Source organism: Lentibacillus kapialis (assembly GCF_014646635.1).
Taxonomy (GTDB): Bacteria; Bacillota; Bacilli; order Bacillales; family Amphibacillaceae; genus Lentibacillus; species Lentibacillus kapialis.
Genome location: NZ_BMNQ01000048.1, coordinates 1 through 15,172, shown reverse-complemented (window position 1 = coordinate 15,172; position 15,172 = coordinate 1). Strand labels below are relative to the sequence as shown.

Below are 15,172 nucleotides of genomic sequence, written 5' to 3'. Positions count from 1 at the left end.
TTATTTAATCAATGATTCACCGGTCATTTCATCGGGCTTATCGATATCCAATAAGTCCAATAACGTTGGGGAAAGATCTGCTAAAATACCGCCATCATGTAGTTGTATATCTTCTTGAGTGACAATGACCGGAACAGGATTTTTCGTATGAGACGTCATTGGTTCGCCTTCCGGTGTGATAACCTCATCAGAATTGCCGTGATCAGCTGTAATGATCGCATTCCCGCCTAGCTCCAGTATCTTATCAACGACTTTTCCCAGACATTCATCAACGGCCTCAATAGCTTCAATGGTTGGCTCCAGTTTTCCGGAATGTCCGACCATGTCCGGATTAGCGAAATTCAGGATGATCGCATTATGTTTTTGCGAATCCAGTTCTCTCAATAACGCGTCAGTCACTTCATACACACTCATCTCCGGCTTCAAATCATATGTCGCCACTTTCGGGGAATCAATCAGCACGCGTTCTTCTCCGGGGAATGCATTCTCCCGACCACCACTCATGAAAAATGTGACGTGCGGGTATTTTTCCGTTTCAGCAATGCGCAGCTGATTCATGTCATTCTGTGAAAGAACCTCGCCAACTGTGTTATCCAGGTTGACCGGATTATACGCAACATAGCCGTCGATTGTCTCACTGAATTCTGTAAGCATAACAAAATCGAGGTTTTTCGGCGGATGTTCACCGCGGTCAAAATCCTGAAAATCATCGTTGGCAAATGTCCGGGAAATCTGAATTGCCCGGTCAGGACGGAAATTATAGAAGATGATAGAATCTTCATCCTCCACTTTACCGACCGGATCACCATTTTTATCCGTCAAAACAGACGGTACCACGAATTCATCGTATATGCCGTTCTCATAGGAATCATCAATCACATCATACGGACTTTGGTATGTCGGTCCATCCCCATAAACCATGGCATCATATGCTTTTTTTACACGCTCCCAGCGTTTGTCCCTGTCCATCGAGTAATAGCGTCCCGAAATCGTTGCAAACTGTCCAACGCCGTATTCCTTCATTTTGTCTTCGGTTTGTGCGATATATTCCTTTGCTGTTTGCGGTCCGACATCACGTCCATCAAGAAAAGCATGCACATAAACTTTTTCAAGGTTATGGTCTTTAGCCAGTTTCAACAATGCAAAAAGATGACTGATATGACTGTGGACGCCGCCGTCAGACAGCAATCCGAAGATATGCAGTGCCTTGTCATGATCTTTTGCATGCTGAACAGATTTTAAGAACGCTTCTTTCTCAAAGAACGCCCCTTCTTTAATGGAAAGATTCACCCTGGTCAGACTCTGGTAGACAATACGTCCGGCACCTATGTTAAGATGTCCCACTTCCGAATTTCCCATCTGACCCTCAGGCAGCCCGACCGCTTCACCGGATGCTGTTAACTGGTTATGGGCAAATCGATTCCAATAACGGTCGAAATTAGGAGTGTTTGCTTGTTTGACAGCATTACCCATTTCTTCTTCACGGATCCCAAATCCGTCCAGAATAATGAGTGCTGCCAGTTTTTGATCACTCATGTTGTACCTGCCTCCACAAGCTGCAAGAAAGAATCCGGATCGAGGCTGGCACCACCGACCAGCGCGCCGTCGATGTCAGGCTGTTCCAGCAGTTCATCAATATTTGCCGGTTTTACGCTGCCGCCATATTGAATAATGATCTGTTCAGCTATATTTTCTGATGTCATATCTTTAACAACCCTGCGAATAAGTGAACAAACTTGATCAGCATCCGAACTGGAGGCTGTTTTGCCTGTACCAATTGCCCAAATCGGTTCATAAGCAATCATTAGAGTTCCGATTTGCTCATCACTCAGCTTTTTCAGACCTGTCCGCACCTGTCTTTCAATGTGACTCATAGTTTCATTGGCCTCCCGCTGTTCAAGCGTTTCTCCAACGCAAACAATGGGAGTCAAACCATGGTTAAATGCAGCATGCACCTTTTTATTAACGGACTCATCGGTTTCGGCAAATTGCTCACGGCGTTCAGAATGACCGATTACAACGTGTGTGACACCCAAATCCTCCAACATCATCGGGCTCACTTCACCGGTATATGCGCCGCTTTCCTCAAAATGCATATTTTGCGCACCCACTTTTAAGCGGCTTCCTTTTGCTTTCTCAACAAGGGACGGCAAAAATGGAAACGGTGCACAAACAATCGCTTCAACGTTATCATCTTTCGGCAACTTTCCAGTTACAGATTCAGCAAACTGATCGGCCTCGGATAGGACTTTATTCATTTTCCAATTTCCGGCTATCACTTTATGACGCATTGTATCACCTCTCCAATTTTATTTATCGTTAAGTGCTTTTACACCTGGCAGAACTTTCCCTTCCATAAATTCCAGGGATGCTCCCCCACCGGTTGATACGTGATCCATATCATCGGCAAAGCCGAACTTTTCGACTGCCGCGGCTGAATCACCTCCCCCAATCACGGTGTATCCTTCCGCATTGGCCAGACTTTCGGCAACCGATCTTGTCCCGCCTGCAAATGCGTTATATTCGAATACACCCATTGGGCCATTCCAAATAATCAACTTGGAGTCCTGAATGAGTTGTCCATATTTTTCACGTGTTTCAGGCCCGATGTCCAGTGCTTCCCAATCAGCAGGAATCTCTGTAATATCAACGATTTTGGTGTTGGCATCTTCTGAAAAATCATCTGCCACAACAGCATCAGACGGCATCACAAAGTTAACACCTTTATCCTGTGCCTTTTCCATGAATTCTTTGGCCAAATCGATCTTATCTTCTTCCAATAGCGATTTTCCAATCTCATAGCCTTGCGCTTTGACAAACGTATAAGCCAGACCGCCACCAATGATAAGATTATCAACTTTTTCAAGTAAATGATCAATAACACTAATCTTATCTTTCACTTTGGCACCGCCGATAATGGCTGTAAAGGGTCTGTCGGGATTTTCCAAGGCTTTACCGAGCACTTCAATCTCTTTTTCCATGAGAAACCCAGCTGCAGCAGGCAGTTTTTCCGCAACACCTGTTGTCGATGCGTGTGCCCGATGCGCTGCTCCGAATGCATCGTTCACATACAAGTCAGCCATATCCGCAAAAGCTTGGACCAATTCAGGATCGTTCTTTTCTTCACCTGATTCAAACCGGACATTCTCAATTAATACAATGTCGCCATCGCTGACCTGTGAAAGGGCTTCATTCACTTCTTTCCCGTAAACGGCATCCGTTTTAACCACTTCTTTTCCGAGCAATTCACTCAAGCGTTCAGCAACCGGATCAAGACGAAGGTTTTTAACTATTTCCCCTTTAGGCCGGCCAAGATGACTTGCCAGAATGACGGTCGCCCCATTCTGTGATAAATGCTTAATTGTCGGGATGGCAGCCCTGATCCGTGTATCATCTGTAATGGTTCCATCCTGCATTGGTACATTGAAATCAACACGGCAAAACACATTTTTGTCCTTTACATCAAGGTCATGCAGTGTTTTTTTGTTCATGTCAAAACCTCCTGCTTCACAAGTATGGTTACTATCAAATATTCTCTATTCTATTATACACTGAAAAAAAGGAGGAGGATAGAGTCCCTCCCCCTTATCGTTCATCTTAAAAACCTTGTTTGCCAATATAAGCCGCCAGATCAACACAGCGTGTGGAATAGCCCATTTCATTGTCATACCATGATACAACTTTCACCATATTATCCTCCATCACCATGGTTGATTGAGCATCAAACAGTGACGAATACGTGGTGCCGACAATATCACTGGAAACAAGTGGTGCTTCACTGTAACCGACGATACCTTTCAGTCCTTCTTCTTCAGCAGCCGCTTTGAATACGTCATTGACTTCTTCCCGCGTTACGTTTTTATCCAGTTCAGCGGCCAAATCAATCAATGATCCATCCGGTGTCGGTACACGAACCGCATTGCCGTTCAGTTTGCCGTCTAAATCAGGAACGACTTTGCCGACTACCTTGGCAGCACCGGTTGTTGTCGGAATAATATTTTGAGCTGCTGCACGTGCCCTGCGGTAATCTTTATGCGGCAGGTCCAGAATTTGCTGGTCATTCGTGTAGGAATGAACCGTCGTCATCAAACCGCGTTTAACGCCGAAGTTATCATGCAATACTTTAGCCAGTGGTGCGATGGAGTTTGTTGTACATGATGCATTGGAAACAACATGGTGCTCCTTAGGATCATAGTCGGTTTCGTTAACCCCCATGACCATTGTCAAATCTTCTTCTTTGGCCGGTGCTGAGATGATGACTTTCTTCGCACCGCCGTCAAGATGTTTCTTCGCATCATCACGTTGTGTGAAACGGCCCGTTGACTCAATCACAATTTCTACACCGAGTTCGTCCCAGCCAAGATTTGCCGGGTCGCGTTCCGATAGTACTTTAATTTCTTTTCCACCCACAACAATGTTGGCGTCATTAACCGTAACCTCTTCGTCAAGCGTACCGTGAACGGAGTCATACTGCAACAGGTGTGCAAGCATGTTTGCATCTGTTAAATCATTGACAGCAACAACCTCAACATCATCATTTTTCATTGCCTGACGAAACACATTGCGGCCAATACGGCCAAAACCGTTGATACCTATTTTTATTGCCATTTGTAATTCCTCCTAGTGATTATAAGTCAAATTAACTATTTTAAAGGGAAGCTTCATCCCTTAAAATCGCTTCAGCTGCTGCCTCATCAGTTATCAGCAGGTTGCTTTTTCCCTGTTTAAAATACGAGGTGATAGCTTTTTCCTTTGATCTGCCGCCTGCAACGGTAATCACTGTCTGACTGTTTTCATTCCAATCATCCATATGAAGGCCAATTGTTCTCACTTTGTGAACGATATTGCCCTCGCCATTAAAATAGTAACCGAATGCTTCACTGACAGCTTTCTCTTCTCGAAGCTTTTGAATAATATCGCTTGATGTTTTGCGTCTTTGTGCCATTGTAATAGCATCGCCGATTCCATGCAGAATGAAAGAAGACCCTTGAATAAGCTTTAGCACCTCTATCACAGCAGGCTCTTTCATCATGGTTCTATACGATATTTCACTTAAGGGATCCGGTACATAAAGGAGCCGGTAACGCCCTTCTGCCTGCCTTGCCATCTTGGCAGCAATTGTATTGGCCTGTCCCTCTTCTTTCTCTCCTAGTCCGCCTCTGGCCGGAACAAACAAGCAATCTCTTTTGTCCTTAAACGGGGTCATCATGTCAGCAACTGCAGCCATGGTTGTACCACCCGTAACAGCTACTGTCTGATTGGGCAGCAAATGTTTTTTCAAAAATGACACACAAGCTTTTCCCATTTCTTGTTTTACCCAATCATGCTCATCACTATTACCGGGAACGATCATGATATTATCCAGTTGTAATATTTCCTTCAACTGTTTTTCTAAAACATCCATGCCCATGATATCATGCATAAAAGCTGCTAATTGATCAATGACTAATTTTCCCTCTTTTGTCAATTGCATACCTTTGGATGACATATGAAGCAAATGCCGGCTGGAGAGAAGGTCTACTTCACCGCGGACATGCCGCTCAGTGAGATGGGTGTTTTCGGCCAGCGCCCGTCTGCCGATCGGTTGTAAAGCATCAATGTTCTGCAGGAGTATATACCGTTCTCGTATAACATTCAATAAATCGGGGTATAACTTTTTCTGCATATCAATCAACTTGTGCATGAAAAAACTCCTTGATGGACATAAATTGTCCCGACCCATAATTATATGTCCCGCTGCAGACAAAAAAATATGCTCTTGAATCTCAGTTACAATTATATTCTATCATATCTATTATTTTATACAAATAAAATGTTCAAAACCAGCAGGCTAGGAGGCTTGGACAGCGGAGCATTGTTCGTCTTTAGTATTGTACATCTTAGTTATGGTCAAGGCTCCCAGTCTCCGGCTTTACGCAGTGCGTGCTCCAGGGCCTCATAACTGATCTGTTCACAATCAAGTGTTACTGTTCCAATGTGGATCACGGGAATCAGCAGCTGATACCGTTCCAGCCACTCATCGTTTGTATATATATCCCTTTGTTCTATTCCAAATGAGTATTCATGCTGCAACAGTTCGAGCATCGCAAGTGCCTCATCGCATAAGGGACAGTTTTCTTTTGTGTAAAAAATGATATGCTGCATATGTTGCCCTCCTATCAATGGCGTTTCGTTGATGATGGAATCCCCAGCTGTTCTCGATATTTCATAATGGTCCTGCGGGCAACTGTAATGTCAAATTCCTTCTGTAGCCGGTCTTTTATAATCTGGTCAGATAGCGGCTTGCGGTTATCTTCATTTTTAATCAGTTCCGCCACTAATTGTTTGATAACGAACGAAGCGGTCTGCTGGCCATCTTTCTGTTTCACACCCGACTGGAGAAAGAATTTCAATGGAATAATCCCCTGCTTTGTCTGCACATATTTACTTGTGATTGCTCTGCTGACAGTCGAAATATGCATACCCAATTCTGATGCGATTTCTTTTAGTGTTAGCGGTTGCAGCATAAACGGACCGTGTTCAAAATACATGCGCTGGTGCTCAACAATTTTTTCGATCACGCTTTCCAGTGTATTGCCGCGGTATTGGATGGCCTGTTTCAGCCATTTGACCTGATTGGATTTTTCTTTCAAAAAGTCGGCTGCCTGCTTTTCATCCACCTGAAGATGTTTATAAGAGTCATTGATTTCGATTGTCGGTGAATGCCATTTGTAAAACGAGATTTTCCAGTTGCCATCTTCCTCGTAAATATAGGCTTCCGGAATGACATACTCTGTCTTTTTCGTCGACAAAAGCTGTCCTGGCTTCGGATGACATGATTGGATTTGTTTAATGGTTGCCTTTGTTTTTTCAGCGGACAAATGGAAATGAGCGCTGATTTCAGTAATGTTTTCCTCAGCGACCCAACCCAAATGATCGGTTAAAAGGTCCTTTAAAAACGCATCATCTCCGGGCATCTGCAGCAGTATACACTCTTGAAGGCTCCGCGCTCCTATTCCCTTGGGTTCAAGCATCTGAATCCATACAAGCGCTTCTTCAACTTCATCGATCGTTCTGTCACACTGCTCCGCCCAGGATGCCATGTCAATATCCAAATAACCATCTTCATCCAGTGAATCGATCCCAAACAGAACGGTTTCCCGTATGTTATCCGGTACATTAATCGAGTAGAGCTGGCTTGTGAGCTGATCATACATCGTCAATTCAGTCTGATTGATTTCACCAATAGGCGCCTCAGCCGAGCCGGCTTGTTTAAAACTGCTTATCTCATAGTCAATATTCACGTCCTCTATCAAGGGGTTCTCTTTGGAAAGTTCTCGAATATACTCAATCATTTCCACTCCGGAAAACTGCAGCAATTGGATGGCTTGAATGAGCGATTGATTCATCTTAAGCTGTAACCTCTGCTCCTGAACAAGTGCCGGCCGCATCCTGACCCCCCCTTTTTTTCCATCTGATTCTATTTTGCCACAAAATAGACAAAAACTCACGTTCAGAAAATAGAAGCAGTTAGTATTACGTGATATTTGTCACATCACCTGACACTTTTTAGTTATAAAATAAAATCAAATAAACAAAGCTGGTGATCAATTATGCCATGGGAACTTCATCAGGCAACGTTGATTGTGCATATTTTGCTGGCCATTATGTGGGTAGGTGGAATATTGTTCATCGGATGGGGAGTATACCCCGCAGTGAGAAATATGAATGTCGTCACGCAGCGGGAAATACTGCTGAGATTAATGCAATGGTCGCACAAATATTTGACCGGAGCAGGTGCCGGCGTCATCTTGACAGGAATATTGCTCGGCACCGTTTTCGGACCTATCAGCCAATGGTATGACGTCATTGATACACGCTACGGTAATATCTGGCTCACTGCCCTTATCGTAGGAACGCTCACACTCTTATGGGGGGTATTTGTGGGATACCGACAATTCTGTAACGTTTTTTCAAATGTTGAGCTTTGGGAACAAGCCGATTCCGGTGATAGGAAACCCTTATTCAAAGCACTTATAAATGTTGCACTTTTGGAATCAGTCGAAGTTGCCGGTTTCATGACACTTCTTTATCTCATGGTTTTATTATAATAAAGGGGATGATCGATTATGCTGCAGTCTTCAATTCATCATAGTCACGAAACGTATTATTACCGGGCCTCATGGATTCAATTGCTGCGCCCGATGACGCTAACCGGAACAATCACCCCGGTTCTGGCCGGCACCGGAATGGCTTCCATACATGGCGGGATTCGTTTTGACATATTCTTTGCCATGCTCACAGCAGCACTCTTAATCCAATCTGCCACGAACCTGTTTAATGATTATTATGATTTTCTGCATGGTCAGGATAGGGAAAAATGGACTGTCGATGTTTCTGAAGCAAAGGGGCCCGCTCATCAGAGAGTCTCATATCTCGCTGGTCTGATGATCTTTATAGCGTGTATCATCGGTGTCTGGCTGGCATTTCAAAGCACGCTGTGGATCATACCTGCCGGAATGACCGGAATCATTTTCGGCTACCTCTATTCAGCGGGGCCACGGCCACTATGCTCAATTGGTTTGGGGGAAACAGTGGCCTTCACATTTCTTGGTCCGGTAGTTACGATAGTAGGATATATTGTTCAGGGACACGCTGTTACCTTTCAAATCGTGATCCTCTCATTACCATTTGCATTAATCATAGCCTCAATGATATTGACAAACAATATACGGGATATCAAGAAAGACATTGCATTTCGCAATACCCTGGCGACTATAATCGGCCGCAATCGCGCGGTCCATTTATTGACAGTGATGCTGTCATCAGCCTATCTAATTGTTTTGGCATTGGCTGCAGCCGGTTCCATCCCGTCTTCAGCAGTCATTGTGCTGCTTGCTTTACCTATCGCTTTCCGTCTGCATTGGTCCTTCCGGAAAAATGCCACACGTTCAGAAGAATTGAGCGGCATGAAATGGGCGGCATGGCATCATTGGACATTCGGGCTGTTACTGGCGCTGAGTTTATGGCTATAAGTTTATCAACAAGCGAGGCGAATACTAATCAATCAAATAAAATAAAAAAAGCAAGCGAGATCTATTCTCAGCTTGCTTTTTTTATTAGTAGCGCGCCCGGGAGGACTTGAACCCCCGACGCCTGGTACCGGAAACCGTATTAGCGCATTTTAACATATTATAAAAGATGTTAATTTGTTGTGATTGCAAGGTTTAATAGGTGAACATTATCAGATATATATCAATTCATTTTAAGTTATTTCGACTTACACGTTACCAATTTTGTGACCAAAAATAAAATGAAAAAATGCTGATTTAAACAGCTTTATAACTAATCGATATAAGGTAATGTGATATAATACGTCTACATGAATGGGGATGAGAAAATGAAAATGCATTGTCCTGTTTGCAGGGACTTCGTGCTCCTTCCACCCTTTTCTTCTCAGAATCCGATAGAGTTCTTAACGTCCCGCCAGCTTCTCAGCTGTACCATCCACAATCTTCTTTTTATCCACGCATCCCATTCTTTAAATTTGGATTTAACATTTCCATACCGGAAATAGTTCGTCAATTAAGCTGACGCATCTTTATCGACTGACTTTCGTTTACTTTTAACAATCCTTAATACTAATGGTGAAATAATTGTTAAAACAATCAATACTATAAATAATACTGAAATTGGTCTAGAAAATAAATAAGTGAAAAAGTTACCTTGAGCCATAACTAAAGCTTGTCCTAAACTACTTTCGGCAATGGGGCCGAGAATCATGCCCAAAATGACTGGTGCCGTACTAAAACCTGTCTTTCTCAGGGTATATCCTAATATACCAAAGCTAAGCATTACCCAAACGTCAAATATATTTCTATTAATTGCAAATGAACCAACAATACAGAACGTAATAATAATTGCAATTAATAAATTTTGAGGAACATCTAAAATTTTTACAAAATATTTTGCGCCCAGTAATCCAACAATCCCCATAAACACATTTGCTGCAATAAAGCCGATAATTATTGCGTAGGTCAAATGACCATTTGTAGTAAACAATTCACTACCTGGAACAAGTCCTTGTATCATGAGGCCACCAAGCAATACTGCTGTTGTAGAACTTCCAGGTATTCCAAGGGTCATAGTTGGAATTAAGGCTCCACCCGTAACAGCGTTATTAGCAGCTTCAGAACCGGCGACTCCTTCGATATTCCCTTTACCAAACTCTTCTTTCCTTTTTGAAAATCGCTTAGCTTCATTGTAGCCAACCCACGAACCAATATCACCGCCAGCACCTGGTAAGGTTCCAACTAGCACGCCTAATCCAGTAGAACGTAAAATTGTGGGAAAAACTCTTTTAAATTCGGAAAATGAAGGAATTACCTTTCCAATTTTACGTTCTATTGAAGATTTCTTATCTGATTTTTTTTGATTCTCTAGCATAATAAATACTTGAGATAAAGAAAACAACCCAATTAGTGCAGGAATAAGCGAAACACCTGATTCTAATGAGATACTACCAAATGTGTATCGAGGAAATCCGGTAACAATATCAATACCAATGGTTCCAATTAATAATCCAATCACACCAGAAGCTAACCCCTTCAACATTGATCCGGCTGATAGACTTCCTATAATTGTTAGGCCAAAAATAGCTAACATTAAATACTCTGGTGCACTAAACATCAATGAAATTTGTGCTAATGGAGGAGCGAGAAATAATAACGCTAAACCACTTACAAATCCCCCTATCATAGATGAGATTGTCGCAACACCTATTGCTTTTGATGCTTTGCCTTGCTTTGTTAATTGATACCCATCTAAAGCAGTTGCAGCAGCAGCAGGAGTACCGGGGGTATGAACTAAAATGGATGCAATCGAACCACCATACGTAGCTGAGGTATAAATAGCCGTTAACATTATTAATCCTGCAACAGGTTCCATACTAAAAGTAATTGGAACCAGTAATGCAACAGCCATTGTAGAGCTAAGTCCGGGAAGCCCCCCAATTATAACCCCCCAATAACTCCAAAGAATAGAGCGACAAGTGTTTGGAATGATAATAATTGTTCTAGTACTAAATTTATCATTGATGAATCCATGTTGAGCTCCCTCCCTTTAAAAGAAAATTCCTTGAGGTAAATTTACATTCAATAGAAATACGAATAGAAAGTAAATAAATAGATTTGTGCCAAACACAGTAAAAATACATGTTGTTAATTTACGTGAGTGCAAAATATATAAAGTTAAAACTATTAAGAGTGTTGTTGTAACAAAAAAACCCAGAAAATTCATTGCTACAATATATATCGCTAATATTATTAAAAAAACAAGCGGCAGTTTTATAGTTTTGAATTTGAGTCTCTCTTCTTCTTCTACATAATATACGGGATCGCCTTTCTTTTCCTTGATTGTTTTTGTGACCCCCATAATGATAATCGCAATTGAGAAGAATAATAAGAGACCTAAAACAAACGTTGGAAACATAGCTGCTCTTTCTGGAAGATCAACTGTTTGTGTATAAAAGACAATAGTTATGATTAATAAAACCACTCCTGAAACCACATCTTGATGCAAAGATTTAATATTAGTCACCTCCAGACTATTAACTATCTATTTTTTTGATAAGGAAGCCTAATAAATAGGCTTCCATTTTCACTCCCATCCAAGTAAATCTGTCAACTCTAGTATTGCCTGCTCATCTTTCTTTAAAATATTCATATAATCTTCACCAGACTCGTGATTAACTCCAAAACCTAATTCATTCATTTCTTTTATATGGTCTTCATTGTTAATTGTTTTGTCTAGAGCTTCTTTTAAAACTTTCACAGCTTCCTCATTTGTGTCTGCAGGAGCTATGAAACCACGTGATGATTCTTGATATACTTCAAACCCTTCTTCCTCGAGAGTTGGAACATTTGGCATAAAGTCAGATCTTTCCTGAGCAGCAACACCCAGAACTTTCACTTCTTTATTATCGTGTAAACTTAATACCTCCCCTAAATTAGCAACTAATACATCAACATGACCACCTAAGACATTTGATTTACTTTCCGAAGCTCCTTCAAAATGCACTGGCTTAAAGTTTGTACCATATTTTTTGTTAAAGTTAAGCATTACGAGATGTTCGTCTTTTCCTTCACCTGTAGCAGATACAGTTACTTCATTTTCTTTTGCGTAATCAATCAATTCTTCTAGTGTTGAGAATCTATCATCGTCGGGACGGATAGCAATTGTATCTGGATCAATTACATGCATACCCAACCCTATAAAGTTGTCCAAATCTTTATCCCGATTTAATGAAGGGTTTAAATAACCTGTAATAATGTGAGGCGAGTTCGCAACACCTATTGTATAGCCATCTGGTTTGGCATTTGCAAGTTCGTTCCAGCCAACCCAGCCGCCTCCTCCTGTTTTATTAACAACATTTACAGTAACGCCTAATTCTTCTTCAAGGTATGGTTGCAATACTCGTGTGCCTGTATCTGTTCCTCCCCCAGCAGACCATGGTACAATGACAGTTATTGGCTTATTCGGAAAGTTGGAACTAGAGTCCGAGCTAGAATCACCTGAAGTCGAACCTTCTGACGAATTACATGCCGCTAAAAAAACTATAGTCATAATCAAGATAGCGGTTGCAAAAATGAAATTCTTTTTCTTCATACTAAATTTCCTCCTTATAATTTAAATTTTTATAGAAAAGGGATCCCTAACATCTTCAGATAAGTCAATCATCACATTTTTCACCTTTGTATAGTCTAATAATGCATGTAACCCTCTTTCTTTCCCGTACCCACTATGTTTCATTCCACCAAACGGAGCTTGTACAGCACTTGCTCGATACGTATTAATCCACACAGTACCTGCTTCAATTTGTTTTGCTACTCTATGAGCTCTAGCAAGATTTTGTGTCCAAATACCAGATGCTAAACCATAAATAGAATCATTTGCTAATTGCACTACTTCTTTTTCATCTTTAAAAGGAATAATTGTCAAAATCGGACCAAAAATTTCATTTTGTGCAACTTTCATTGAATTATTGGAATCAACAATTATTGTTGGATGGATAAATAAACCTTTTGACTTCCGTTCAGCTAGACCACCTGTTAATATTTTGGCACCCTCATCTTCCGTCTCTTTTAGCATTGCTTTGATACTGTTATATTGTGTTTCATTAGCGATTGGGCCCATTTCAGTTTTTTTGTCTGTTGGATCTCCAAGCACAATGTTTTCAGATTTAACTTTTAATTCTTTGCTAACTTGATCAACTATAGATTCATGTAAAAATAGACGTGAACCTGCAATACAAGTCTGACCACTGGATGCAAATATTCCAGCCATAGCCCCTGGAACTGCTTTTTCCAAATCAGCATCTTCAAAGATAATATTTGGTGACTTGCCACCTAATTCTAAAGTCAACGGAACAAAATTTTCAGCGGCATTTTTCCCAATATAACGTGCTGCATTAAGTCCACCAGTGAAACTTATTTTGCTAACATTACTTGACTGAGTTAGCAACTCTCCAATTTCTCCCCCCCCTGTAACACAGTTAACCACTCCTTTTGGAAAATCCGACTGCTCTATTAATTTCATAATTTCTAAAGTAGATGCAGAAGCATGTTCAGAAGGCTTTATAATAACCGAGTTACCAGCAGCTAGCGCTGGAGCAAGTTTATTTGTTAAAAGTTGAATTGGTGAGTTCCAAGAGGTGATTAATACTGCGACGCCAATCGGTTCCCTTACAGTATAATCAAACATTTCCGTATTATCTAAAGGAATAGTTTCTCCACCAATTTTGTCAGCATATCCGGCGAAAAAGCGATAAGCCCTTGCGGCAAAAAACATTTGCTTATATGTTTCACGAGTGACCTTGCCGTTATCTTTTGTCTCAATTTCAGCTAATTTATCAGCATTTTTTTCAATCAGACTTGCTAACTTGTTCATTTTCCGTGCCCGTTTATAACCACTCGTTTGCTTCCATCCATTATGAAAAGAATAATTTGCTGCTTCAATAGCCTTCTCGACATCTTGCTTACCAGCCTCTGGTATAGTTGCCCAAATTTCTCTGTTATAAGGGTTTAGGCTTTCAATAAATTGGTTATTAGCACTTGATATCCATTCACCATTAATAAACATTTTATATTGTTTCATATCGACCCTCCTCTGAGGACTCTCTTTTCAAACTAATATCACACCATTTTTCCCAAAGTATTGCTATAGCTGCATAATCCAATTCACCATATCCTTCATTTTGGGCTATTTCATAAACTGTATGGCTGGATTGAATTGTAAATAAAGGAATTTTAAATTGCTGTGCCAATTCCAACATCAAGGTCGAATCTTTCCTCGCATTCAAAGTTGACATGCCACCTGAATATTCTCCATTGGCTATTCGCTCATTAAATCGATGATCTATTGGACGATTGTATGTAGTTTCTCCATTTAAAAGCGCATACATTTTTTCATGACTAATACCTGATTTCCTGCCTAGGGCAATTGACTCGGTAATTAATACCATTACTGTGTGAGAAACCGCATTGCTAATAACCTTTGCAGACATACCTGAACCAATTTCACCCATTCGCGTTACTTTTTTTCCTAATTTGTTTAGTATAGGTTTAACACGATCAATTATTTCAACATTCCCACCTACTAGGAATTCAGCGTTCGACTCAAGAACATGATTCACCCCTCCTAAGATAGCTGCATCAACTATTTCAACCCCTTTCATTTCACAAATTTTTAACATATCGGATATATCTGTTGGCAAAACTGTACTCGTTTCCATAATAATTTTCTTTTCATCCATATGAGATACCATATCCGAAACCACTTCTTTAGAAATTTTTCCATTAGGTAAAGAAAGTACTATTACATCGACCTTTTTTACTAATAATTCTAATTGATCAATACATTCAATCCCATGCTTTTGTAATAACGAACTTCGTTTATCATCATCAATATCAAATCCAATAACCTTAAAAGATTCTGATAACCCCCTTGCAATAGAACTTCCCATATTACCTAATCCAATTACTCCAACTGTTTTAATCAATAATATTCCTCCTATCAATAAAATATAAAATTAATTAGAAATTTATCTTTAATTTTAATTTTAAGTGATTTAGTCTATAATTAAAATTACTTTATATTTATAATTAGACATAAAATATTTTTAATACAAGGAGGT

Annotated in this window: 15 protein-coding genes; 2 read left to right on the top strand and 13 right to left on the bottom strand. The window is 40.7% G+C overall.

Annotation, left to right across the window (positions count from 1 at the left end; translation table 11 throughout):
- From gpmI to rpoN, 7 genes are all read right to left on the bottom strand, one after another.
- Complete coding sequence (gpmI, locus tag IEW67_RS13715; protein ID WP_188633649.1) at positions 1–1,536, bottom strand: 2,3-bisphosphoglycerate-independent phosphoglycerate mutase; 1,536 nt, start codon at positions 1,534–1,536, stop codon at positions 1–3.
- A complete protein-coding gene (tpiA, locus tag IEW67_RS13710; protein ID WP_188633648.1) occupies positions 1,533–2,291 on the bottom strand; it encodes a triose-phosphate isomerase in 759 nt (252 codons plus the stop codon). The genes gpmI and tpiA overlap by 4 nt, the downstream gene beginning before the upstream one ends.
- An 18-nt stretch (positions 2,292–2,309) precedes the next feature.
- Entirely contained in the window at positions 2,310–3,491 is a 1,182-nt protein-coding gene (locus tag IEW67_RS13705; protein WP_188633647.1) for a phosphoglycerate kinase, read from the bottom strand.
- Between the two features lie 106 nt (positions 3,492–3,597).
- Entirely contained in the window at positions 3,598–4,608 is a 1,011-nt protein-coding gene (gene gap / locus IEW67_RS13700; protein ID WP_188633646.1) for a type I glyceraldehyde-3-phosphate dehydrogenase, read from the bottom strand.
- A 40-nt stretch (positions 4,609–4,648) separates the two neighbouring features.
- A complete protein-coding gene (locus IEW67_RS13695; protein ID WP_188633645.1) occupies positions 4,649–5,683 on the bottom strand; it encodes a sugar-binding transcriptional regulator in 1,035 nt (344 codons plus the stop codon).
- 206 nt (positions 5,684–5,889) lie between these two features.
- Positions 5,890–6,144 carry a glutaredoxin family protein gene (locus IEW67_RS13690; protein WP_188633644.1) on the bottom strand — a complete coding sequence of 85 codons (255 nt, stop codon included), beginning with the start codon at positions 6,142–6,144 and terminating at the stop codon, positions 5,890–5,892.
- Positions 6,145–6,158: 14 nt separating this feature from the next.
- Positions 6,159–7,430, bottom strand: coding sequence for an RNA polymerase factor sigma-54 (gene rpoN / locus IEW67_RS13685; protein ID WP_188633643.1), 1,272 nt, complete (start codon positions 7,428–7,430; stop codon positions 6,159–6,161).
- A gap of 162 nt (positions 7,431–7,592) precedes the next feature.
- On the opposite strand from rpoN, the gene IEW67_RS13680 reads away from it, so the two are divergent.
- Together IEW67_RS13680 and IEW67_RS13675 are read left to right on the top strand one after the other, a co-directional pair.
- Positions 7,593–8,090, top strand: coding sequence for a hypothetical protein (locus IEW67_RS13680; protein ID WP_188633642.1), 498 nt, complete (start codon positions 7,593–7,595; stop codon positions 8,088–8,090).
- Between the two features lie 18 nt (positions 8,091–8,108).
- A complete protein-coding gene (locus tag IEW67_RS13675) occupies positions 8,109–9,014 on the top strand; it encodes a prenyltransferase (RefSeq protein ID WP_188633641.1) in 906 nt (301 codons plus the stop codon).
- A gap of 421 nt (positions 9,015–9,435) precedes the next feature.
- Here IEW67_RS13675 and IEW67_RS18495 read toward each other — a convergent pair whose 3' ends face one another.
- From IEW67_RS18495 to IEW67_RS13645, 6 genes are all read right to left on the bottom strand, one after another.
- Complete coding sequence (locus tag IEW67_RS18495; protein ID WP_188633640.1) at positions 9,436–9,564, bottom strand: group II intron maturase-specific domain-containing protein; 129 nt, start codon at positions 9,562–9,564, stop codon at positions 9,436–9,438.
- Positions 9,565–10,992 (bottom strand): tripartite tricarboxylate transporter permease, encoded by a 1,428-nt coding sequence (locus IEW67_RS13665; protein WP_268238675.1) that lies wholly within the window; start codon positions 10,990–10,992, stop codon positions 9,565–9,567.
- A gap of 108 nt (positions 10,993–11,100) precedes the next feature.
- Positions 11,101–11,559 (bottom strand): tripartite tricarboxylate transporter TctB family protein, encoded by a 459-nt coding sequence (locus IEW67_RS13660; RefSeq protein ID WP_188633639.1) that lies wholly within the window; start codon positions 11,557–11,559, stop codon positions 11,101–11,103.
- A 78-nt stretch (positions 11,560–11,637) separates the two neighbouring features.
- Entirely contained in the window at positions 11,638–12,645 is a 1,008-nt protein-coding gene (locus IEW67_RS13655) for a tripartite tricarboxylate transporter substrate binding protein (RefSeq protein WP_188633638.1), read from the bottom strand.
- 21 nt (positions 12,646–12,666) lie between these two features.
- Complete coding sequence (locus IEW67_RS13650) at positions 12,667–14,133, bottom strand: aldehyde dehydrogenase (protein WP_188633637.1); 1,467 nt, start codon at positions 14,131–14,133, stop codon at positions 12,667–12,669.
- A complete protein-coding gene (locus IEW67_RS13645) occupies positions 14,120–15,037 on the bottom strand; it encodes an NAD(P)-dependent oxidoreductase (protein ID WP_188633636.1) in 918 nt (305 codons plus the stop codon). The genes IEW67_RS13650 and IEW67_RS13645 overlap by 14 nt, the downstream gene beginning before the upstream one ends.
- Positions 15,038–15,172 lie beyond the last annotated feature (135 nt).

Excerpts from the sequence above, each read along its gene's own strand:
- IEW67_RS13705 (WP_188633647.1), bottom strand. The coding sequence starts at position 3,491 with ATGAACAAAAAAACACTGCATGACCTTGATGTAAAGGACAAAAATGTG.
- IEW67_RS13690 (WP_188633644.1), bottom strand. The coding sequence starts at position 6,144 with ATGCAGCATATCATTTTTTACACAAAAGAAAACTGTCCCTTATGCGAT.
- rpoN (WP_188633643.1), bottom strand. The coding sequence starts at position 7,430 with ATGCGGCCGGCACTTGTTCAGGAGCAGAGGTTACAGCTTAAGATGAAT.
- IEW67_RS13675 (WP_188633641.1), top strand. The coding sequence starts at position 8,109 with ATGCTGCAGTCTTCAATTCATCATAGTCACGAAACGTATTATTACCGG.
- gpmI (WP_188633649.1), bottom strand. The coding sequence starts at position 1,536 with ATGAGTGATCAAAAACTGGCAGCACTCATTATTCTGGACGGATTTGGG.
- IEW67_RS13650 (WP_188633637.1), bottom strand. The coding sequence starts at position 14,133 with ATGAAACAATATAAAATGTTTATTAATGGTGAATGGATATCAAGTGCT.
- IEW67_RS13695 (WP_188633645.1), bottom strand. The coding sequence starts at position 5,683 with ATGCACAAGTTGATTGATATGCAGAAAAAGTTATACCCCGATTTATTG.
- tpiA (WP_188633648.1), bottom strand. The coding sequence starts at position 2,291 with ATGCGTCATAAAGTGATAGCCGGAAATTGGAAAATGAATAAAGTCCTA.
- IEW67_RS13680 (WP_188633642.1), top strand. The coding sequence starts at position 7,593 with ATGCCATGGGAACTTCATCAGGCAACGTTGATTGTGCATATTTTGCTG.
- IEW67_RS13655 (WP_188633638.1), bottom strand. The coding sequence starts at position 12,645 with ATGAAGAAAAAGAATTTCATTTTTGCAACCGCTATCTTGATTATGACT.
- gap (WP_188633646.1), bottom strand. The coding sequence starts at position 4,608 with ATGGCAATAAAAATAGGTATCAACGGTTTTGGCCGTATTGGCCGCAAT.